The following is a 19,594-nucleotide window of genomic DNA, read 5'->3' on the forward strand; positions in this document are numbered from 1 at the left end:
ATGGCGCGGGTCGTCGTCGTCGGCAGCGGCATCGCCGGGCTGGTCGCCGCGCTGACGGCGCAGCGCCGCCACGAGGTGCTGCTCGTCACCAAGGGCGCGCTGGCGGAGTCGTCGACGCGCGCCGCGCAGGGCGGGATCGCCGCGGTCACGGCGCCGGGCGACTCCGTGGCGCTGCACGTGGAGGACACGCTCACCGCCGGTGCGGGCCTCGCCGTGCGCTCGGCGGTCGAGGTGCTCTGCGCCGAGGGGCCGGAGGCGGTCGCGGTGCTGCAGGAGTGGGGCGTCGGCTTCGACCGCGAGGGCGGCGAGCTGGCGCGGGGACTCGAGGGCGCCCACTCGCGTCCGCGGATCCTGCACGCCGGCGGCGACGCGACGGGCGCCGCGATCGAGGCCGCTCTCGTGGCGGCGGTGCGGGCCTCGTCGGTCGAGGTGCGCGAGCACGCCGCCCTGGTCGACCTGGTGCGGGAGGGCGGCTCGGTCACGGGCGCCGACGTCCTGCACGACGGCGTGCTCGAGCGCCTGGCGGCCGACGCGGTCGTGCTGGCCACCGGAGGCGCCGGGCAGCTCTACCGGCACACCACCAATCCGTCCGTCGCGACCGGGGACGGGCTCGCCGCCGCCCTGCGGGCAGGAGCGGAGACGGCGGACCTGGAGTTCTACCAGTTCCACCCGACCACGCTCGCGCTGCCGGGCGGCTTCCTCGTCTCGGAGGCGGTGCGCGGCGAGGGCGCGGTGCTGCGCGACGCCGCCGGCGAGCGGTTCCTGGCCGGGGTGCACCCCGAGGCCGAGCTGGCGCCGCGCGACGTCGTGGCGCGCGCGATCGCGGAGCGGATGCGGCTGCAGGGCGGACTGCCCGTGCACCTGGACGCCCGGGCGATCGACTCCGAGGTGCTGGCGAAGAGGTTCCCGACGATCTCGGCGGCCTGCCGCGAGAACGGGCTCTCGCTCGCCGACGACCTGCTGCCCGTGACTCCGGCCGCGCACTACTGGATGGGCGGGATCGCGACCGACCTGGACGGGCGCACCAGCCTCCCCGGGCTGCTCGCGGTCGGCGAGGTCGCCCGCACCGGCGTCCACGGCGCGAACCGCCTCGCCTCCAACAGCCTGCTCGAGGGCGTCGTGTTCGCGCGTCGCGCGGCGCTCGCCCTCGACTCCCTCTCCTGGAGCGGGGGCCCGGTCGCCCCTCCCCGCGCCGTCGTCCCGATGACGCTCGACCGCACCGCTCTCCAGGACGCGATGTGGGCGGGAGCCGGCCTCTCCCGCGACGCGGCGGGGCTCACAGCGGCGCGCGGCACGCTCGTCGCCTCCGCCTCGCCCGCTCCGCTCGGACTGAGGACGCTCGAGGACGCGAACCTGCTGATCTGCGCCCTCGCTCTCATCGACGCCGCGCTCGCGCGCACGCACTCCGTCGGCGCCCACCACCGCACCGACTCCTCCGACCCCGCGACGGCGAGCGCCGCCGCCCCCAACAGAGAGGCGGCCCTTCCGTGCTGACCCGCCAGAGCATCGACCGCGTCGTCACCCTCGCCCTCGAGGAGGACGCGCCCTGGGGCGACCTGACCTCCGACACCCTCCTCCCCGCGGACGCCACCGCGAGCGCCGCCCTCGTGGCCCGCGAGCCCGGCGTCTTCAGCGGCGGCGCGGTCCTCGTCGGCACGATGCGGCAGGTCGACTCCCGGATCCGCTGCTCTGTGCTCGTGGAGGACGGCGCGGTCTTCGAGGCCGGGCAGACCCTCGCCCGGATCGAGGGGCCCGCGGGCGGCGTGCTCCGCGGCGAGCGGGTCGCGCTCAACCTCGTGCAGCGGATGAGCGGCATCGCCACCCTGACGGCGCAGTACGTCGCCGCGGTGGAGGGGACGCGCGCCCGCATCGTCGACACCCGCAAGACCACGCCGGGCCTGCGCGCGCTCGAGAGGCACGCCGTCCGCAGCGGCGGCGGCCGCAACCACCGCTTCTCGCTCTCGGACGCGGTGCTGGCGAAGGACAACCACCTCGCGGTGCTCGCCGCGCGCGGGATCGACCTGACCGCGGCCCTGCGGGCGGCGCGCGCCTCGATCCCGCACACGGCGCACCTCGAGGTCGAGGTCGACCGGCTCGACCAGATCGAGCCCGCGATGGCGGGAGGCGCGGACACGATCATGCTCGACAACTTCACCCCTGAGCTGCTCCGCCAGGGCGTCGCCCTCATCGGCGGGCGGGCCGTGGTCGAGGCGAGCGGCGGCGTCGACCTCACGACCGTGCGCGCGATCGCGGAGGCGGGGGTCGACGTGATCTCCGTCGGCGCGCTCACCCACAGCGTCCGCTCGCTCGACCTCGGCCTGGACATCGCGGTCGAGTGATCTACCTCGACCACGCCGCGACCTCGCCCGTGCGCCGCGAGGTGCTGGAGGCCATGTGGCCGTTCCTCACCGCGGAGTACGGCAACCCGTCGAGCAGCCACTCGCTCGGCGACGCCGCGGCGCGCGCGCTCGAGGCGGCGCGCGCTCACGTGGCCCGCTTCCTCGGCGGCCGCGCCTCCGAGACGCTCTTCACCTCCGGCGGCACGGAGTCGATCAACACGGCGGTCAAGGGCCTCGCGCTGGGATCGCCGCGCGGACGGCACCTGGTGATCTCGGCGCTCGAGCACGAGGCGACCGTCGAGTCGGCCGACCACCTCCGGCGCCTGCACGGCTTCGAGGTGTCGACGGCCCCCGTCGACGCGACCGGCCTGCTCGACCTCGACGCGCTCGCCGCGCTGGTCCGGCCGGACACCGCGCTGGTCTCGGTGCTCGCGGCGAGCAACGAGATCGGGACGGTGCAGGACGTGCCGGCGATCGCGGCGCTCTGCCGATCGCGGGGCGTGCCGCTGCACGTGGACGCCGTCCAGGCCGCCGGCTGGCTGGACGTCGCGGGCTGGGGCGCCGACGCGGTCTCGGTCTCGGGGCACAAGCTCGGGGCGCCGAAGGGCGTGGGGGCGCTGCTGCTGCGCAGCCGGCTCCCGTTCGAGCCCCTGCTGCACGGCGGCGGCCAGGAGCGGGAGCGGCGCTCGGGCACCGAGAACGTGGCCTTCGCGGTCGCGCTCGGCACCGCGGTGCGCCTGCTCGATCCGGACCGCGCGGCGCGGGTCGGAGCGGTCCGGGACGCGTTCGCCGAGCGGGTCACGGCCCTGGCGCCCCGGGCCGTGCCGCTGGGCTCCGCGGCGCACCGGCTCCCCTCGATCGCCGCGTACGCCGTCCCCGGGCGCAGCGGCGAGTCGACGCTCCTCGAGCTGGAGGAGCGCGGCGTCGTCGTCTCGAGCGGCTCGGCGTGCGCCGCCGGGCGCGACGAGCCCTCGCCCGCGCTGCTGGCCCTCGGCCTCGACCCCGACGTCGCCCGGACCGCCGTGCGGTTCAGCTTCGGCGAGGGCGCCACGCTCGAGGAGGCCGACGCCGCGTCCTCCGCGCTCTGCGCGGTCCTCGCCTGAGACCGCTCGCAGCGGATCCCCGTCGATCGGGAATGTCCGGGGCGTCCGCCGCTGTTCTCCCTCCGTACCCCGCATCCGCGCCCGCGAGTCGAGCCGTCGATGCGCCCCTCACACCGATCCCCCTCACGACCGGAGAACACCTGTGACCGAGCGCAGCACCCTTCCCGCCGCGCGGCCCGCCGCACCCGCCGCCGCCACGACCCTCGAACCGCGCAGCCGCCTGGTCATCAGCCTCCTGCTGGTGTCGGCGTTCGTCGTGATCCTCAACGAGACGATCATGAGCGTGGCTCTGCCCGACCTCATGCGCGACTTCGACGTCGAGGCGCACGTGGGCCAGTGGCTCTCGACCGCCTTCATGCTCACGATGGCCGTCGTCATCCCGATCACGGGCTACCTGATCCAGCGGCTGCACACCCGCACGCTCTTCGCCGCCGCGATGATCCTCTTCAGCCTCGGCACCCTCACCGCCGCGCTCGCCCCGACCTTCGCGGTCCTCCTGGCGGCCCGCGTGGTGCAGGCCGGCGGCACGGCCATCATGATGCCGCTGCTGATGACGACCGTGATGACGCTGGTACCCCCGGCGATCCGCGGCCGGATGATGGGCAACATCTCGATCGTCATCTCGGTGGCTCCGGCCGTCGGACCGACGATCTCGGGCGTCATCCTCAACTTCCTCGGCTGGCGCTGGATGTTCTGGATCGTGCTGCCGATCGCGATCGGCGCGCTGCTCCTGGGCCTGCGCAAGGTCGAGAACGTCACCGAGCCCCGCTCCATCCCGATCGACTCGCTCTCGGTCGTCCTCTCGGTCTTCGGCTTCGGCGGCCTCGTCTACGGCCTGTCGAGCCTCGGCGAGGGCGGAGCCGCGGTCGTCGCGCCGTGGATCCCGTTCGTCGTCGCGGGTCTCGGCCTCGCGGGCTTCATCGCGCGCCAGCTGCTGCTGCAGCGCACCGACCGGGCCCTGCTGGACCTCCGGACCTTCTCCTCCGCGAACTTCACCATCGTCATCGCGATGATGGCGGTCAGCATGTCGGCGCTCTTCGGCACGCTGATCCTGCTGCCCCTCTACACGCAGAACGTGCTGGGCCTCACTCCGCTGGAGACCGGGCTGCTCCTGCTCCCCGGCGGCCTGCTGATGGGCCTGCTCGCGCCGTTCGTCGGCCGCGGCTACGACCGCTTCGGCCCGCGCGTGCTGCTCGTGCCCGGCTCGATCGTCGTCGCCGGCGCACTGTGGGGGTACACCCTGCTCGCGGCGGACTCGTCGCCCTGGTTCGTCCTCTCGCTGCACGTCACCCTCAGCCTGGGGCTCGCCTTCGTCTTCACGCCGCTGTTCACCGCCGGCCTCGGCTCGGTGCGCCCCTCGCTCTACTCGCACGGCAGCGCGATCATCGGCACCGTGCAGCAGCTGGGTGGCGCGGCGGGCACGGCGCTGTTCGTCACCGTCCTCTCGATCCGGTCGGCGGAGCTCGCGCAGGGCGGCGCCGACGAGGTCGCCTCCTACGCCGGCGGCATCCACTCCGCGTTCCTGTGGGGCGCGTCGATCGCGACGGTCGCGATCGTGGCCGCGTTCTTCGTCCGCCGCCCGGCGGAGTCGGACGCGCCGCTCCCGATGGCGCACTGAGCCGGGGGGGGCCGACCCCGCCTGTTCACCTCCGCGTCACTCCGCCTCCCTACGGTGTCGCCCCGGCCGCCGCGCTCCCGATCGCGCGGCCGGGACGGAGACGAGACGTGACCGAGACGGCCGGCCCCCAGGACGTGCTCGACGCCGGAGCGGCCACCCCGCCTCCCCGCACGCTGGTCGACGTCCTCCGCGACACCGCGGAGCGCCACCCGGACGCCTCCGCCCTGGAGGACCCGGCCGGCGCGCTCAGCTACCGGGAGCTGCTGGCCCGCACGGTGCAGCTCGCGGGCGAGCTCACCGCCGCCGGGGTCCGACGCGGCGACCGCGTCGGGATCCGCATGCCCAGCGGCTCCCGCGAGCTCTACCTCGCGATCCTGGCCGTCCTCGCCGCGGGAGCCGCGTACGTCCCGGTGGACGCGGACGACCCCGAGGAGCGGGCGCGCCTCGTCTTCGGCGAGGCCGCCGTCCGCGGCGTGATCACCGGCTCCGGCCGCTTCGAGCGCACCGGCGCCGACGAGCCGGCCGCGCGCCTGTTCACCGCGAGCGCGCCGCACCCGAGCACGGCGTCGATCCCGCTGCTGCAGCCGCCCTCGCTCGAGGACGACGCCTGGATCATCTTCACCTCCGGCTCCACCGGAACCCCCAAGGGAGTGGCGGTCAGCCACCGCTCCGCCGCCGCCTTCGTCGACGCCGAGGCGCGCCTGTTCCTCCAGGCAGAGCCGCTCGGCCCCGGGGACCGGGTGCTGGCCGGTCTCTCGGTCGCGTTCGACGCGTCCTGCGAGGAGATGTGGCTCGCCTGGCGGCACGGCGCCTGCCTCGTCCCCGCTCCCCGCTCGCTGGTCCGCAGCGGCATGGACCTCGGCCCCTGGCTGACCACGCACGGCATCACCGTGGTCTCGACCGTGCCGACCCTCGCGGCGCTCTGGCCCGCGGAGTCGCTCGAGAACGTCCGCCTGCTGATCTTCGGCGGCGAGGCGTGCCCGCCGGAGCTCGGCGAGCGCCTGGCCGTCGAGGGCCGCGAGGTCTGGAACACCTACGGGCCGACCGAGGCCACCGTCGTCGCCTGCGCCGCGCCCCTCGGCGGGCCTCCCCCGGTGCGCATCGGGCTGCCGCTGGACGGCTGGCGGCTCGCCGTCGTGGACGCGGACGGGCAGCGGGTCGGCGAGGGCGAGGTCGGCGAGCTGGTCATCGGCGGGGCCGGGCTCGCGCGCTACCTCGACCCGGTCAAGGACGCCGAGAAGTACGCGCCGGCACCGCTCCTGGGCTGGGAGCGGGCCTACCGCTCCGGCGACCTGGTGCGCTTCGAGAGCGCCGGCCTGATCTTCCAGGGGCGCGCGGACGACCAGGTGAAGCTCGGCGGTCGGCGGATCGAGCTCGGCGAGGTCGAGGCGGCGCTGCAGGCGCTCCCCGGAGTCTCGGGGGCGGCGGCCGCGGTCCGCACCACGGCGGCCGGCAACCAGGTCCTCGTCGGCTACCTGGCCCTCGCCGGCGGCCGGGAGCTCGACCGCGACGCGGCGCTCGCCCGCCTGCGTGAGGAGCTGCCCGCATCCCTCGTGCCGCTGCTGGCCGTGGTCGAGGAGCTGCCGACCCGCGTCTCCGGCAAGGTCGACCGCGCCGCACTCCCCTGGCCGCTCGCCGTGGGCACGACCGAGGACGCCTCCCTCGACCCCGAGGAGGCGTGGCTCGCCGCCCTCTGGCGCGACGTGCTCGGCGTGCCGGTCGACGAGCGGGCGAACTTCTTCGACCTCGGCGGCGGCTCCCTCGCCGCCGCCCAGCTGGTCGCGCGGATCCGCGAGCGCGACCCCGAGTTCACGGTCGCCGACGTCTACGCCCACCCGCGTCTCGCGGCGATGGCCGCCGAGATCCAGAGCCGCTCGACCGGCACTGCGGAGGTGTCCGCTCACCGCATCGCGCCGGTCCCCCTCCGGATGCGCGTGCTGCAGACCCTCCTCGGCGCACCGCTGCTCGTGCTCGGCAGCGCCCGCTGGGTCACTGCGATCCTCACCGTCACCGCGGTGCTCGACCTGGTGCCGGGGTTCGGCTGGCTGCCCACCGCTCCGCTCGCCGCGCTGATCCCCGCGTTCGCGCTCTTCCTCACGCCGTTCGGGCGGATGGGGCTCACCGTCCTCGCCGCGCGCACCCTGCTGCGCGGGATCCGAGCCGGAGACCACCCGCGCGGCGGGAGCGTGCACCTCCGGCTCTGGCTGGCCGAGCAGATCGCGTTCCAGCTCAAGGCCGTGAGCCTCGCGGGCGCGCCCTGGGTCGCCTACTACGCCCGCGCGCTCGGCGCCCGCATCGCCGACGACGTCGACCTGCACTCCCTCCCTCCGCTGACCGGGATGCTCACGCTCGGGCGCGGCGCCGCGATCGAGCCGGAGGTCGACCTCTCCGGCTACTGGATCGACGGCGACGTCCTGCGCGTCGGTGCCGTCCGGGTCGGCGCCGGCAGCACGGTGGGCGCGCGCAGCACGCTCCTCCCCGGCGCCCGGATCGGCAAGCACGCGCAGATCGAGCCGGGATCGGCCGTCTTCGGGCGGGTGCCGGCCGGGCAGCGCTGGGGAGGATCCCCCGCCCAGCGGCTCGGCAGGGCGAACGCCGGGTTCCCCTCGGAGCGCCCGGCGCGCCGCCCGGGCTGGGTCTGGGCGTACGGAGCGTCCGCGGTCGGCCTCGCGGCGGTCCCGGTCCTCGCCCTCGCGGCCGGGCTCGCCGTCGTGGCCGCCGCCGTGCGCGGCTCGGCCGGCCTCGGCGCCGCGCTCGGGCCCGCTCTCGCCGCCCTCGTGCCCGCCGTCGCCGTCTCCGGAGTCGTCCTCGCCGCTCTCGTCGTCGTCCTGGTGCGCCTGCTCGGCCGGGGCGTCGAGCCGGGCACCCACCCCGTGCGCGGTCGGATCGGCTGGCAGGTCTGGTCGACGGAGCGGCTGCTCGACTCCGCGCGGGTCCTGCTCTTCCCTCTCTACTCGGGCCTGTTCACCCCGGTCTGGCTGCGGCTCCTCGGCGCGAAGGTCGGACGCGACGTCGAGGCCTCGACGGTGCTGCTCCTGCCCGCGATGACGACCATCCGCGACGGCGCGTTCCTCGCCGACGACACGCTCGTCGCCTCCTACGCGCTCGGCGGCGGCTGGATGCGGCTCGCCCGCGCCGAGATCGGCGAGCGCGCGTTCCTTGGCAACTCCGGCATGGCCGCGCCCGGCCACACCGTGCCCGCCGGCGGACTCGTCGCCGTCCTCTCCTCCGCGCCCCGGAAGTCGAAGGCGGGCTCGTCGTGGCTGGGCTCACCTCCCGTGCGGCTGCGGCGCACCGTCGTCGAGGCGGAGTCGGCGCGCACCTTCCGCCCGGCCCGCCGACTCCGCGCGGCCCGCATCGCGTGGGAGCTCGGCCGCTTCGTCCCGGTGGTCGTCTCGGTCGCGATCGGCCTCGGCGTGGTCGCCGGACTGCTCGCGCTGATCCAGACGCTCGGGGCGGTGCTCGCCGCGCTCGTGGGAGGCGTCGTGCTGCTGGCCGCCGGGGCGGTCGCCGCGGCCGTCTCCACCGCCGCGAAGTGGATCCTGATCCAGCGGGTCGAGCCGAGCGAGCAGCCGCTGTGGTCCTCGTTCGTCTGGCGGAGCGAGCTGGCCGACGCCTTCACCGAGATGGTCGCCGCGCCCTGGTTCGCCCACGCCGCCGCGGGTACTCCGGCGCTGGTCTGGTGGCTGCGGAGCCTCGGCGCCCGGATCGGACGCGGCGTCTGGTGCGAGAGCTACTGGCTCCCCGAGGCCGATCTGATCTCGCTCGGCGACGGAGCGACCGTGAACCGGGGCTGCGTCGTGCAGACGCACCTGTTCCATGATCGAATCATGAGCATGGATCTCGTGAGCCTCGACGCCGGCGCCACCCTGGGCCCGCACAGCGTGATCCTCCCCGCCGCGCGGATCGCCGAGCACGGCACGGTCGGCCCGGCCTCGCTCGTCATGCGGGGGGAGCTCGTGCCCGCGGGCAGCCGCTGGAGCGGCAACCCGATCGGCCCGTGGCGCGAGGTGCGCGTCGCCGACTACCACGCGCCCGTCGCGTGAGCCCCGCGCTGACCGGGCTCGAGACCGCCGGCGACCCCTACGTCCCCGGCATCGGGAACACCGGCTACCGCGTCGAGTCCTACGACCTCGACCTCGACTACCGCGTCGCCTCGAACCGCCTGGCCGGCCGGGCCGTGCTGCGGATCGTCGCGCTGCAGCCGCTCCGGCGGTTCTCCCTCGACCTCTCCCGGCTCCGCGTGGCCCGCGTCCGGATCGAAGGACGCCGCGCCCGCCACGAGCAGGCGCCGCACAAGCTGCGGGTGTCCCCCGCCGAGCCGCTGGCCGCCGGCGAGAGCGTCGACGTCGAGATCGAGTACAGCGGCCACCCCGCCCCCCGCGCCACCCACTGGGGCGAGCTCGGCTGGGAGGAGCTGGAGGACGGGGTGCTCGTCGCCTCGCAGCCCTCCGGCTCCTCCACCTGGTTCCCCTGCAACGACGACGTCGCCGAGAAGGCTCCGTACCGCCTGCGCGTCACCGCCGAGGAGGGCTACGCCGTGCTCGCGAACGGGGTGCTCGTCGACTCGAGCGCCCGCTCCGGCCGCCGCACCTGGCTCTACGAGCAGCGCGAGCCCAGCGCCGCGTACCTCGCCTCGGTGCAGATCGGCCGCTACGCGATCGAGGAGCGCGTGCTCGCCGGCGTCGCGGTGACCCTCGCCCGCCCCGCCGCCCTGGCCGCTCGGGTCGCGCACGACTTCGCTCCGCTCGAGCGCATGCTCGCCCTGTTCACGCGGCTGTTCGGGCCCTACCCCTTCGCCCGCTACTGCGTCGTCGTCACGGCGGACGAGCTGGAGATCCCGCTCGAGGCGCAGGCGATGGCGGTGTTCGGCGCCAACCACGCCGACGGCCGCGGCGGCTCGGAGCGCCTCATCGCGCACGAGCTCGCGCACCAGTGGTTCGGCAACAGCGTGGGCATCGCCCGGTGGCGCCACATCTGGCTCAACGAGGGGTTCGCCTGCTACGCGGAGTGGCTGTGGTCGGAGGAGTCGGGCCGCGCCACCGCCGACGCCTGCGCCCGCCGCCACCACGCGGTGCTGCGGGCTGCGGCGCAGGATCTCGTGCTCGCCGATCCGGGGCCGGTCGCACTCTTCGACGACCGCGTCTACAAGCGCGGCGCGCTCACCCTGCACGCGCTGCGGCTCACCGTCGGCGACGAGCCCTTCCTCCGGCTGCTGCGGGAGTGGACGTCCCGCTACTCCTCCGCCGCCGTCACCGACGAGGAGTTCCGCGAGCTCTGCACCGAGGTCCTCGGCGAGGGCGTGGACGACCTGCTCGACACCTGGCTCCTCGACGAGGAGCTGCCGCCGCTACCGTCCCGGCGCTGACACCAGCGAGTCCGCGAGCGCGTCGCCGTGCTCGCGCCGCCAGCCGATGATGGGCCCGGCGCCCGCGTCCCCCATCGGCCCGAGGGCGACGCTGACCCGCAGCGCGGGGTCCAGCTGCGGCTCGGCCAGCCGGAAGCGGACGCCGTCGATCCGCGCCTCCGCCGCGTGGTGCGACTCGTGCACGTGCACCCGGCGCGGGTCGAGCTCGAGCCCGCGGCCGTCCGCCTTCAGCGCGGCCTCGATCCGGGTCCAGTGCAGGACGGGGTCGGCGGGGCGCATCCCGCCCGTGGCGAAGGGCGCCCCGGCGATGCGCGTGATCCGCTCCCCGCGCTCGGGCGTGCCCAGCGTCGGCTCCACATCGACGCCGACCGCACCGGCGCTGCTCGCCGCGACCACGACGGCGCCCGCGCAGTGCGCGATGCTGACCGACAGCAGCTCGAGCGCGATCCCGCGTCCCTCCAGCCGCGGCCGGCCGTGCGCGCCCCCGCAGCGCGGGCAGCACGCGACGACCCGGACCTCCGACGCGCGCGTCCCCGTGAGCTCGGCCGCGAGCATCCGCAGGAGCACCCGCCCGAAGACGAAGCGCTCGGCCGCCGACGCGGCGACCGTGCCGGCGTAGCGCTCGCGCTCCTCGTCGCTCAGCAGCGGCAGCAGCCGCTCGGCGTCCAGCGTCTGCTCGTCGAGCGCCAGCCAGCGCAGGTGCACCCCCGGCAGCTCCGCGCCGATCCCCGACTCCCCCATGTCCGTCCCCCCGGTCAGCTCGTCGCGGCGTGCTCGCCGCGCTCGTACACGTCCGCGGCCGATCCGACGATCAGCGGGTCCGGACCCAGCGGGCCCACGACCTCCTCGTCGCGTCCGTCGTAGTCGTAGAGGCTCAGGACGTAGCGCATGGCCTCGAGCCGGGCGCGCTTCTTGTCGTTGCTCTTCACGATGGTCCAGGGAGCGTCGGCGGTGTCGGTCGCCGCCATCATCGCCTCCTTGGCCGCGGTGTAGTCGCCCCACTTGTCGAGCGAGGCGAGGTCCATCGGCGAGAGCTTCCACTGGCGCACGGGGTCGATCATGCGGATCGTGAACCTGGTGCGCTGCTCCTCCGCCGAGACCGAGAACCACAGCTTCACCAGGTCGATGCCGTCGCCGACGAGCATCCGCTCGAACAGCGGCGTCTGGCGGATGAACTCCTCGTACTGCGCCGGCGTGCAGAAGCCCATCACGCGCTCCACGCCGGCCCGGTTGTACCAGGAGCGGTCGAAGAGGACGATCTCGCCGGCGGCCGGCAGGTGCGAGACGTAGCGCTGGAAGTACCACTGACCGGCCTCGCGCTCGGTCGGCTTCTCGAGCGCGACCACGCGGGCTCCGCGCGGGTTGAGGTGCTCGGTGAAGCGCTTGATGGTGCCGCCCTTGCCCGCGGCGTCGCGCCCCTCGAAGACGACCACGAGCCGGCGCCCGTGCTTCTTGATCCAGTTCTGCAGCTTCAGCAGCTCGATCTGGAGGAGGCGCTTGCCCGCCTCGTACTCCTCGCGCGACATCCGCTCGTCGTAGGGGTAGCCCTCGCGCCAGGTGTCGATCTGCGTGCCGTCGCGGCGCAGGAGCACCGGATCGTCGTCGTCCTCGTCCAGCACGACGAGGTCCCGCGCGTCGGCGGGTGTGAGCGTGCGGAGCAGCTCGGGAGTGGGACGGAGGGCGTCATCGGCGGTGTCGGGCACGGAGGGACGCTAGTGCGCCCGTGCGACGCTCCGGTGAACGGCGGGTATCCCCGCGTCTGCGAGGAGGACGGTGGGACGGGCTGCCGCGCCGATCGCGGTCCCGGCCGCCGGATGCGCAGGCTGATCACGACGGCTGTGCGCAGCCGAGGCTGCAGTGCTCGATCCGGGGCGTTCCCGCGAGGATCGACCGGCTCCGCCTCGTCTCGGGACGGCGTCAGCCGGTGAACGCCGCAGGAGGCAGGTCGGTCTCGCCGTCCTCGACCGCGTCGAGCAGCCGGTCGACCACGTCCTGCGGCGCCAGACCCGCGCCGAAGCGGGGCGCGTCTCCCGCGAGCGGGTGCCGGGACAGCTCGGTCTCGGTGTGGCCGGGACGCGCGTCGAGCAGGAGGACGCCCGCCCGCTTGTACTCGCGGGCCGAGGCCTTCACGAAGGAGTGCAGTGCCGCCTTCGAGGCGGAGTACGCGGCGAGGCCCGCGGTCGGAGCCTCCGCCACCACGCCGCTGATGGTCAGCGCGAACGGCTCTCGCCCCTCGCCCGCCGACGCGACGAGCGACGGCAGCGCGGCGGTCAGCACCCGGATCGGCGCCAGCGCGTTCACCTCGACGAGCTCCTCCAGAACGGCCGGATCGAGCTCGGCGGAGGGCCCGAAGGCCACGACGCCCGCGGCCACGACGACGCCGTCGAGGCGCCCGTGCCGCTCGAGCACCTCGGCGACCACGCGCCGGGGCTCGTCCTCCCCGCGCAGGTCGGCGACCAGGGGTGCCTCGCCGAGCGCCGCGCAGTCGCGCCCCGACCGCACCGCGACGGCACCGCGCGCCTCCAGCGAATCGGCCAGGAGGCGGCCGAGGCCGCCCGAGGCTCCGAGGACGAGGACGACGGCACCGTCGAGACGAGTCATGTGGCGAGCCTAGACGGGTGCGCTGGCGCGGATCGGCACTACCGTCCGAGCGACCGGGCCCCTACCGTGAGGCCCATGACACGACTGCAGAGCCGTGCCGTGCTGCACCGCCTGCTCGAGGTCCTCGAGGATCCCGCCCCCGTCCCCATCGGCCACGCGCGTCACGTCCGGATGCTCGTCCGCGAGGCTCTGGAGTGGATCGCCGGCCCTCGGGCGCACGAGTCCGGTGCGTGGAGCGGCCCCGCTTCGGGAGAGCCCGCGGCCGCGCTCGCCCCCCAGGATCCCGCCGCCACGGACCCGGGTCTCTGACGCTCCCGCCCTCCTCGTAGACTCGTTCGCCGGAGGAACGGGGGGGGTCGATGGACGAGGGTGCGCCGGCGGGCTGGTACCGCGACGAGGCCGATGCGGCCGAGATGCGCTGGTGGGACGGCAGGCGGTTCACCGGGGCGCGCCGCTCCGCGCAGGACAGTGCCGCGGTGGTGCGGGACGCACCCGTCACCCCCGTCACGGAGCGCGTCGTCTACCGCCTCCCGAACGCCGACGGCGCCCCGAGCGTCGACGCCCTCGCCGAGGCCGAGCGGATCGAGGAGATCGCCGATCTGATCGGCCGCACGCTCGAGCAGGGCGAGATCGACGAGCGGACCCTCGAGGTCGACCTGATCCCCGAGCCCGACCACCCCACCGGCCTCGACGCCGTCTCGGTCCGGGCCGGCGGCCGCGTCCTCGGCTACCTGCCGAACGCCTCCGCCCACCGGGCCGCTCTCGACCGGGTCGTGGCGAGCGGAGCCGTCCCGGTCACGACCGCGCGCCTCCGGGTCGAGCGCGGCGAGGAGGGCCTGCGGGCCGTCCTCCGCGTCGCCCTCGTCGCCCCCGAGCTGCTCGTGCCGCTCAACGAGCCGCCCGTCGAGCGCCACTCGATCCTCCCCTGGTCGCGGGGCCTGCCGGTCCTGCGCGAGGACGAGCACTTCGCCCGCCTCTCGACGGTCGTTCCGGCGAGCGGCCGCGGCCTGCTGCTGGTGACCCTGCACCCGGCCGGCGACCTCGTCGAGCTCCGTCTCGACGGCGAGCGGGTGGGCGGGCTCTCCCCGACCCTCTCGGCGGATTTCGCCCCGACCCTCCGCCACCTCGCGAGCCTCGGCCTCACCGCCGCCGCCTACGCCTCCCTCCGCGGATCCCCGCTGAAGGTCGAGCTCACGCTGCAGGCCGCGAAGGCCGCGGAGCTGCCCGCCGAGTGGGTCGACGGCCGTCCGGTCACTCTCCCCCGACTCCTCCCGCCGGCCCGGACCTACACCGTCCCGCCCTCGTACACGGCGCCGCTGCGTCCCACTCCCCGCAGCTCGGAGGCGGTCTCCCGCTCGGTCCGCCGGACCGTCGCCTGGGTGGTCGTCGGCGTCTGCACCCTCGTCGGGCTGTCGAGCTGGCTGATCGGGGACGTGCTGAACTGACGGGGCGGGGCGGACGTCCGGGGATGTGACCGGCCTCGTGTCGGACTCCCGGGGTCGGCGATCCCGCACCTCCGTGCAGAAGCGCCCGGCTCGCGGATCCGGGGATCCGAGCGAACCGGGCGCCTCGAGCCGAGCGCGGCCGTCCTACACGTTGAAGCGGAACTCCACGACGTCGCCGTCCTGCATGACGTAGTCCTTGCCTTCGATGCGGGCCTTGCCCTTCGCGCGGGCCTCGGCGATCGAGCCGGTCTCGACGAGGTCGTCGAACGAGATGATCTCGGCCTTGATGAAGCCCTTCTGGAAGTCGGTGTGGATGACACCGGCGGCCTGGGGCGCGGTCCAGCCCTTCCCGATGGTCCAGGCGCGCGTCTCCTTCGGGCCGGCCGTGAGGTACGTCTGGAGGCCCAGGGTGTCGAAGCCGATGGTCGCGAGCTGGTTGAGGCCCGACTCCGTCTGGCCGGTCGACTCGAGCATCTCGGCGGCGTCGGCCTCGTCGAGGTCGATCAGCTCGGACTCGATCTTCGCGTCGAGGAAGATCGCCTTCGCCGGCGCGACCAGGGCCGCGAGCTCGGCCTTCCGGGCGTCATCGGTCAGCACGGCCTCGTCGACGTTGAAGACGTAGATGAAGGGCTTGGCGGTCAGCAGGCCCAGCTCGCGGATCGGCTCCAGGTCGATCGAGGAGGCCGACAGCGGCTTGCCCTGGTCGAGGAACTCGCGCGCCTTCTTCGCGGTCTCGACCACGATCGGCTCGATCTTCCTCCCCTTGAGCTCCTTCTCGTAGCGGGCCTCGGCCTTCTCGAGGGTCTGGAGATCGGCGAGGACCAGCTCGGTGTTGATCGTCTCCATGTCGCTGGCGGCGTCGACCTTGCCGTCGACGTGGACGACGTCGGAGTCCTCGAAGCCGCGGATGACCTGCGCGATGGCGTCGGCCTCGCGGATGTTCGCGAGGAACTTGTTGCCCAGGCCCTCGCCCTCGGACGCGCCGCGCACGATGCCGGCGATGTCGACGAAGGAGACGGGCGCCGGGAGGATGCGCTCGGAGCCGAAGATCCCGGCGAGCACCTCGAGGCGGGAGTCGGGCAGGTTCACCACACCCACGTTCGGCTCGATCGTCGCGAACGGGTAGTTCGCCGCGAGCACCGTGTTCTTGGTCAGTGCGTTGAAGAGCGTCGACTTGCCGACGTTGGGGAGACCGACGATTGCGATAGTGAGAGCCACGGGTGAACATCCTACGGCGTGGCGGCGGAAGGGCCGGGCGGGCGGGCGGAGAGGAACGGGAGGCGCCCGCCCGCGGCCGGCGGGTGCTCCCGCCCGCTCGTGGCGACGCGCGCGCGACGCTCCCTGCGGCGTCGGAGGTGCGTGAGAGGCTGGAGCGTGCCCATCGACTTCACCGCCATCGACTTCGAGACCGCCAACTCGCACGGGGCCTCCGCCTGCTCCGTCGGGCTCGTGAAGGTCCGCGGCGGCCGCGTCGTCGACCGCGCCGGCTGGCTCATCCGCCCGCCGCTGGGGTACGACGACTTCCTCGAGTGGAACACGCGGATCCACGGCATCCGCAAGCACGACGTGCACGCCGCCGCCTCCTGGGTCGACCAGTTCGCCGACCTGGCGGCCTTCGCCGGCGAGGACGTGTTCGTCGCGCACAACGCCGGCTTCGACATGGGCGTCATCCGCGCGGCCTGCGCGGCGACCTCCCTCGAGCACCCCGAGTACGACTACCTCTGCTCGCTGCAGCTCGCCCGCAAGACGTACGAGCTCGACTCCTACCGCCTCCCCGTCGTCGCCATGGCCGCGGGCTTCGAGGACTTCCGCCACCACGACGCGTCGGCCGACGCCGAGGCGTGCGCCGCGATCGTCGTGCACGCGGCCCGGCGGCACGGCGCCGCGAGCATGGCCGAGCTCGGCGAGCTGGCCGGCGTCTCCGTGAAGCGCCTGCGCCCGAAGGCCCCCGTCGCCGCCTGACGTCCGTCATGCCGAGCCGGCTCGAGACGATCGGCTCAGCCGCGGGGGTTGCCGAACCAGGTGCTGAAGATGCGCCAGAAGTTCCGGTTCCCGTAGGCCGAGCAGTCGTCGCCCTCGCCGTAGAGGTTCGCGAGCGCCGCCGCGTTCGGCTGGTACGGCGTGTAGTAGTAGAGACCCGCCGTGGCCGTGTTGGCGATCGTCACCGGGGCGGTGCCGCAGGACTCGTCCGGGGAGTAGCGGACGTCGCCGGCCGCGCCGACCGGGTACCAGTCGAAGCTCGAGTCCGGGTTCCGGTAGCGCTGGAACTGCCACGCCGCTCCGTACACCTGCGCGGCGAAGCCGTAGGAGTCCGTGTCGCAGTCCGCGGTGTCCGGGCAGCCGTAGCCCGTGGCACTGCGGAACTGCCGCTCGCTCGGCTCCGGATCGGTCACGAGCGACTGCTCCTTCTGCAGCAGCACCAGGAGGACGGCCGGATTCACGCCGCACGCGCCGGCGACCGAGGTGATGATCTCCGCGGCCGGGACGTCGCGTCCGGCGGGCAGCGCGTCGCACTGCTCGTCGGCCGTGATCGCCGCGGTGTCCTCGGCGTAGTCGCGCAGGCACGGCACCGGCCCGCCCGCGCAGTCGGGGACGCGGGCGTCGAGGAACGCCTGCACCGTGAGCGGTCCGAGCGCGTCGCCGTCGAAGAAGACCTCGTCGGAGATCAGGTCGCCCGGGTCGAAGTCGGCCGCGACGGGGCCCGGCTGGAGGAAGGTCCACAGCCGGACGGTCTGCGGCTCGGACGGAACCGCTGCGAGGCGCGTGCCGTCGACGGAGCCTCCCAGCAGGAGCGCCACCAGCGCCCCGACGACGACGACCGCACCGCCCCGCCGGCGTCGGACGCCGGTCGGGGACGGTGCGGTCGGGGTCATCCCTCCACGCTAGTGGCGGGGCCGCGGGCGATCAGCCGCAGGGGGTGAGCCGCGCGACGTCCTCCGAGAGGGTGGTGGGACCGCCGAGGAGGACGACCCGCTGAGCTCCCGACTTCGCGATGTCGGTCAGGACGGCGCGGGGCACGCAGTTCGTCGGCACGGCGAACAGCGGGCTGTTCGAGTAGCCCGCCGCCGTGGCTCCGGCGAGGGCGTCGGGGAAGTTCTCGCCCGTCGCCAGGAACACGGTCTCGGCCCTCGAGAAGGCTGCCCGGTTCAGCTGCTCCGAGGTGTCGTAGCGGTCGACTCCGCCGATGCGGGTGATCGTCGGCACCGGAAGCGAGTTCTTGATCCCCTCGCTCACCGACAGGGGGCTGCCCGCGATGGTGAGGTTCTGCACCTTGAGCTTCGAGAGGATGCCCTTCGTCACGGCGTCGGCCGTGCTGCCGGTGCCGTTCACGAGGACGACGGGTGCGTCGACGGAGCCGGCCGCGGCGCTCGCGCCGAGCGCGTCGGGGAACTTCTCGCCCGTGGCGAGCCAGGCCCGCGTCGAGCCGCCCGAGAACGCGCTCTGGATTATGAGCCTGGACGTGTCGTAGCGGTCCTTCCCTCCGATGCGGTCCACCGTCGGCGAGTAGGACCTCAGCTGGTTCAGCAGGCCGTCGCCGACGCTCAGTGCGGAGCCGACCACGACGATCCTCGCCGGCTTGAGCCGGCTGAGCTCGTCGCGAACGGGCTGCGACATCGAGTCGCGGTCGACCAGGAGCAGCGGACCCTTCTGCTTGGCCGCGGCCGGGGCGGCGCTCAGCGCGTCGGGGAAGTTCGCGCCGGTCGCGATGTAGACGACGGGGACGTTCGGGCCGAAGACGGCCTTCGAGATCGCGACGGCGGTGCCCTGGCGGTCGGTGCCGGCCAGACGCAAGACGTCGATCCCGGCCGACGTGCTCACGGACGAGCAGCCGAGATCCTTCCGGCCGGGGCCCCGGGAGTCGCCCGTGCCGACCCAGCGGTTCCAGTCGACGGAGTCGGCGGAGACGCAGACCTGGTAGGTGCCGGGTGCCGAGACGGGCGTGGTGGCGCCGAAGCCGTGGGCGCGGCCGGCGACGGAGTACTCGCCCGGGATGTCGCCGCGGTCGCCGTTCGCGGTCTGCGTGCGGACCGTGCGGGTGCCGTCGGGGCCGGTCACCGTGACCGTCGTGGTCAGCGCGGCCTGCTGCGTCGTCGGGTCGACGGCCCAGCCGGACACGCTCAGCGTGCTGCCCGAGATGCGCGGGGCGTCGACGCGTCCCGCGGGGGCGATCCCGGCGTTGGCCAGGGTGCCGTTCGGGTTCCAGTCGCTGAAGAGGTACCAGAAGTTGATGTTGCCGTAGGTCGCGCAGGCCGCGTTGCCGGAGCCGGTGAGCGCGTAGTCGTTGGGCTGGTACGGCGTGTAGTAGTAGAGGTCGGCCGTGGCCTGGTTGCGGATGGTGACCGGCGAGGAGCCGCACGCGGTGCTCGGGTAGTAGGCGACGTTCGGCGTCGTGCCCGGAGCGTAGGTGGTGAAGTTCGAGCCGGAGCCGGGCGGGTTGGCGTAGCGCTTGAACTGGCGCGCCGCGCTGTAGACCTGCGTGAAGAAGCCCGCCGAGCCGGGGTCGCACGCCGCGGTGTCCGGGCAGTTGTAGCCGGTCGCCTTGGCGTAGTCCTCGGGGCTCGGCGTCACGTCGGTGACGAGGCTCCGCTCCTTCTGCACGAGCACGACCAGGGCCAGCGGGTTGATGCCGCAGGCCAGGCCGACGCGCGTGAAGATCGAGGCCGACGACTCGCTGCCGGAGCCCTGGTAGGCGCCGCACATCGCGTCCGCCGCCTTCGACGGCGTCGCCTGCGAGAAGTTCTTGAGGCAGGGGGCGGTGCCGGCGGTGGAGCACCGGCTGCCCTTCTCGTTCAGGAGCGACTGCACCTGACCGGTGCTCAGCGCGTCGCCGTCGAAGAACTGGGCGTCGCTGACGATGAAGCCGGCGCGGAAGCTCTTCGTCTCCTCGGCGCTGTACTGCGTCGACTGGTCCGGGACGCCGAGGTCGGCGCGGTCGAGGGACGCGTCGAGAGCGCCGGTCTCGACCGAGACGGTCGACGGCGCGTCCTCGGCGGCCGAGGCGGAAGTGATCGGGACGAGGGCGGTGCCGAGCCCGACGGCGAGAGCGAGCGCGACCGTGAGCAGGCGCGATGAGCGGTGGTGATTCCCCATGATCGCGAAGTCTACGAGGCGGTCGCAGG

Annotated in this window: 15 protein-coding genes; 9 read left to right on the top strand and 6 right to left on the bottom strand. The window is 74.3% G+C overall.

All coding sequences use genetic code 11. The features are described from left to right. From nadB to C5C54_RS01010, 6 genes are all read left to right on the top strand, one after another. Nucleotides 1-1,494 carry an L-aspartate oxidase gene (gene nadB / locus C5C54_RS00985; protein WP_104287602.1) on the top strand — a complete coding sequence of 498 codons (1,494 nt, stop codon included), beginning with the start codon at nucleotides 1-3 and terminating at the stop codon, nucleotides 1,492-1,494. Next, a complete protein-coding gene (nadC, locus tag C5C54_RS00990; RefSeq protein ID WP_104287603.1) occupies nucleotides 1,488-2,339 on the top strand; it encodes a carboxylating nicotinate-nucleotide diphosphorylase in 852 nt (283 codons plus the stop codon). Before nadB ends, nadC begins: the two co-directional genes overlap by 7 nt. Continuing rightward, entirely contained in the window at nucleotides 2,336-3,442 is a 1,107-nt protein-coding gene (locus C5C54_RS00995) for a cysteine desulfurase family protein (protein ID WP_104287604.1), read from the top strand. The genes nadC and C5C54_RS00995 overlap by 4 nt, the downstream gene beginning before the upstream one ends. Nucleotides 3,443-3,584: 142 nt before the next feature. After that, a complete protein-coding gene (locus C5C54_RS01000) occupies nucleotides 3,585-5,060 on the top strand; it encodes a DHA2 family efflux MFS transporter permease subunit (protein ID WP_104222964.1) in 1,476 nt (491 codons plus the stop codon). Nucleotides 5,061-5,167: 107 nt separating this feature from the next. Further along, on the top strand, nucleotides 5,168-9,106 hold the full coding sequence (locus tag C5C54_RS01005; protein ID WP_258063162.1) for a Pls/PosA family non-ribosomal peptide synthetase: 3,939 nt from the start codon (nucleotides 5,168-5,170) through the stop codon (nucleotides 9,104-9,106). After that, nucleotides 9,103-10,428 (top strand): M1 family metallopeptidase, encoded by a 1,326-nt coding sequence (locus C5C54_RS01010; RefSeq protein ID WP_258063163.1) that lies wholly within the window; start codon nucleotides 9,103-9,105, stop codon nucleotides 10,426-10,428. The genes C5C54_RS01005 and C5C54_RS01010 overlap by 4 nt, the downstream gene beginning before the upstream one ends. On the opposite strand, the gene C5C54_RS01015 is transcribed toward C5C54_RS01010, so the two are convergent. The 3 genes from C5C54_RS01015 to C5C54_RS01025 all read right to left on the bottom strand — a co-directional run bounded on the left by C5C54_RS01015 (nucleotide 10,411) and on the right by C5C54_RS01025 (nucleotide 13,029). Beyond that, entirely contained in the window at nucleotides 10,411-11,169 is a 759-nt protein-coding gene (locus C5C54_RS01015; protein WP_104222962.1) for a 4'-phosphopantetheinyl transferase superfamily protein, read from the bottom strand. The two genes, C5C54_RS01010 and C5C54_RS01015, sit on opposite strands and share 18 nt — an antisense overlap. 14 nt (nucleotides 11,170-11,183) lie before the next feature. Further along, the gene (ppk2, locus tag C5C54_RS01020; protein ID WP_258063176.1) at nucleotides 11,184-12,044 is read right to left on the bottom strand and encodes a polyphosphate kinase 2; all 861 of its coding nucleotides are present in this window, start codon (nucleotides 12,042-12,044) and stop codon (nucleotides 11,184-11,186) included. A gap of 301 nt (nucleotides 12,045-12,345) precedes the next feature. After that, complete coding sequence (locus C5C54_RS01025) at nucleotides 12,346-13,029, bottom strand: SDR family oxidoreductase (protein WP_104287605.1); 684 nt, start codon at nucleotides 13,027-13,029, stop codon at nucleotides 12,346-12,348. Nucleotides 13,030-13,104: 75 nt separating this feature from the next. Here C5C54_RS01025 and C5C54_RS01030 point away from each other — a divergent pair, with 75 nt between their 5' ends. Both C5C54_RS01030 and C5C54_RS01035 read left to right on the top strand, forming a co-directional pair. Beyond that, nucleotides 13,105-13,338, top strand: coding sequence for a hypothetical protein (locus tag C5C54_RS01030; protein WP_104287606.1), 234 nt, complete (start codon nucleotides 13,105-13,107; stop codon nucleotides 13,336-13,338). A 50-nt stretch (nucleotides 13,339-13,388) separates the two neighbouring features. Beyond that, on the top strand, nucleotides 13,389-14,474 hold the full coding sequence (locus C5C54_RS01035) for a DUF2510 domain-containing protein (protein WP_104287607.1): 1,086 nt from the start codon (nucleotides 13,389-13,391) through the stop codon (nucleotides 14,472-14,474). A 144-nt stretch (nucleotides 14,475-14,618) separates the two neighbouring features. On the opposite strand, the gene ychF is transcribed toward C5C54_RS01035, so the two are convergent. After that, nucleotides 14,619-15,692, bottom strand: coding sequence for a redox-regulated ATPase YchF (ychF, locus tag C5C54_RS01040; protein WP_104222958.1), 1,074 nt, complete (start codon nucleotides 15,690-15,692; stop codon nucleotides 14,619-14,621). Nucleotides 15,693-15,848: 156 nt separating this feature from the next. On the opposite strand from ychF, the gene C5C54_RS01045 reads away from it, so the two are divergent. Continuing rightward, nucleotides 15,849-16,436 carry an exonuclease domain-containing protein gene (locus C5C54_RS01045; RefSeq protein WP_104287608.1) on the top strand — a complete coding sequence of 196 codons (588 nt, stop codon included), beginning with the start codon at nucleotides 15,849-15,851 and terminating at the stop codon, nucleotides 16,434-16,436. Between the two features lie 35 nt (nucleotides 16,437-16,471). On the opposite strand, the gene C5C54_RS01050 is transcribed toward C5C54_RS01045, so the two are convergent. Further along, the gene (locus tag C5C54_RS01050) at nucleotides 16,472-17,347 is read right to left on the bottom strand and encodes a hemagglutinin (RefSeq protein ID WP_104287609.1); all 876 of its coding nucleotides are present in this window, start codon (nucleotides 17,345-17,347) and stop codon (nucleotides 16,472-16,474) included. Nucleotides 17,348-17,378: 31 nt separating this feature from the next. Beyond that, nucleotides 17,379-19,565 (bottom strand): cell wall-binding repeat-containing protein, encoded by a 2,187-nt coding sequence (locus tag C5C54_RS01055; RefSeq protein WP_104287610.1) that lies wholly within the window; start codon nucleotides 19,563-19,565, stop codon nucleotides 17,379-17,381. Between the last annotated feature and the right edge of the window lie 29 nt (nucleotides 19,566-19,594).

This window comes from Rathayibacter sp. AY1F2 (assembly GCF_002930885.1).
GTDB lineage: Bacteria > Actinomycetota > Actinomycetes > Actinomycetales > Microbacteriaceae > Rathayibacter.

What these genes read in the sequence shown, in the direction of transcription:
- nadB (WP_104287602.1), top strand. Translation starts at nt 1, where the DNA reads ATGGCGCGGGTCGTCGTCGTCGGCAGCGGCATCGCCGGGCTGGTCGCC.
- C5C54_RS01015 (WP_104222962.1), bottom strand. Translation starts at nt 11,169, where the DNA reads ATGGGGGAGTCGGGGATCGGCGCGGAGCTGCCGGGGGTGCACCTGCGC.
- C5C54_RS01025 (WP_104287605.1), bottom strand. Translation starts at nt 13,029, where the DNA reads ATGACTCGTCTCGACGGTGCCGTCGTCCTCGTCCTCGGAGCCTCGGGC.
- C5C54_RS01030 (WP_104287606.1), top strand. Translation starts at nt 13,105, where the DNA reads ATGACACGACTGCAGAGCCGTGCCGTGCTGCACCGCCTGCTCGAGGTC.
- C5C54_RS01035 (WP_104287607.1), top strand. Translation starts at nt 13,389, where the DNA reads ATGGACGAGGGTGCGCCGGCGGGCTGGTACCGCGACGAGGCCGATGCG.
- C5C54_RS01050 (WP_104287609.1), bottom strand. Translation starts at nt 17,347, where the DNA reads ATGACCCCGACCGCACCGTCCCCGACCGGCGTCCGACGCCGGCGGGGC.
- C5C54_RS01055 (WP_104287610.1), bottom strand. Translation starts at nt 19,565, where the DNA reads ATGGGGAATCACCACCGCTCATCGCGCCTGCTCACGGTCGCGCTCGCT.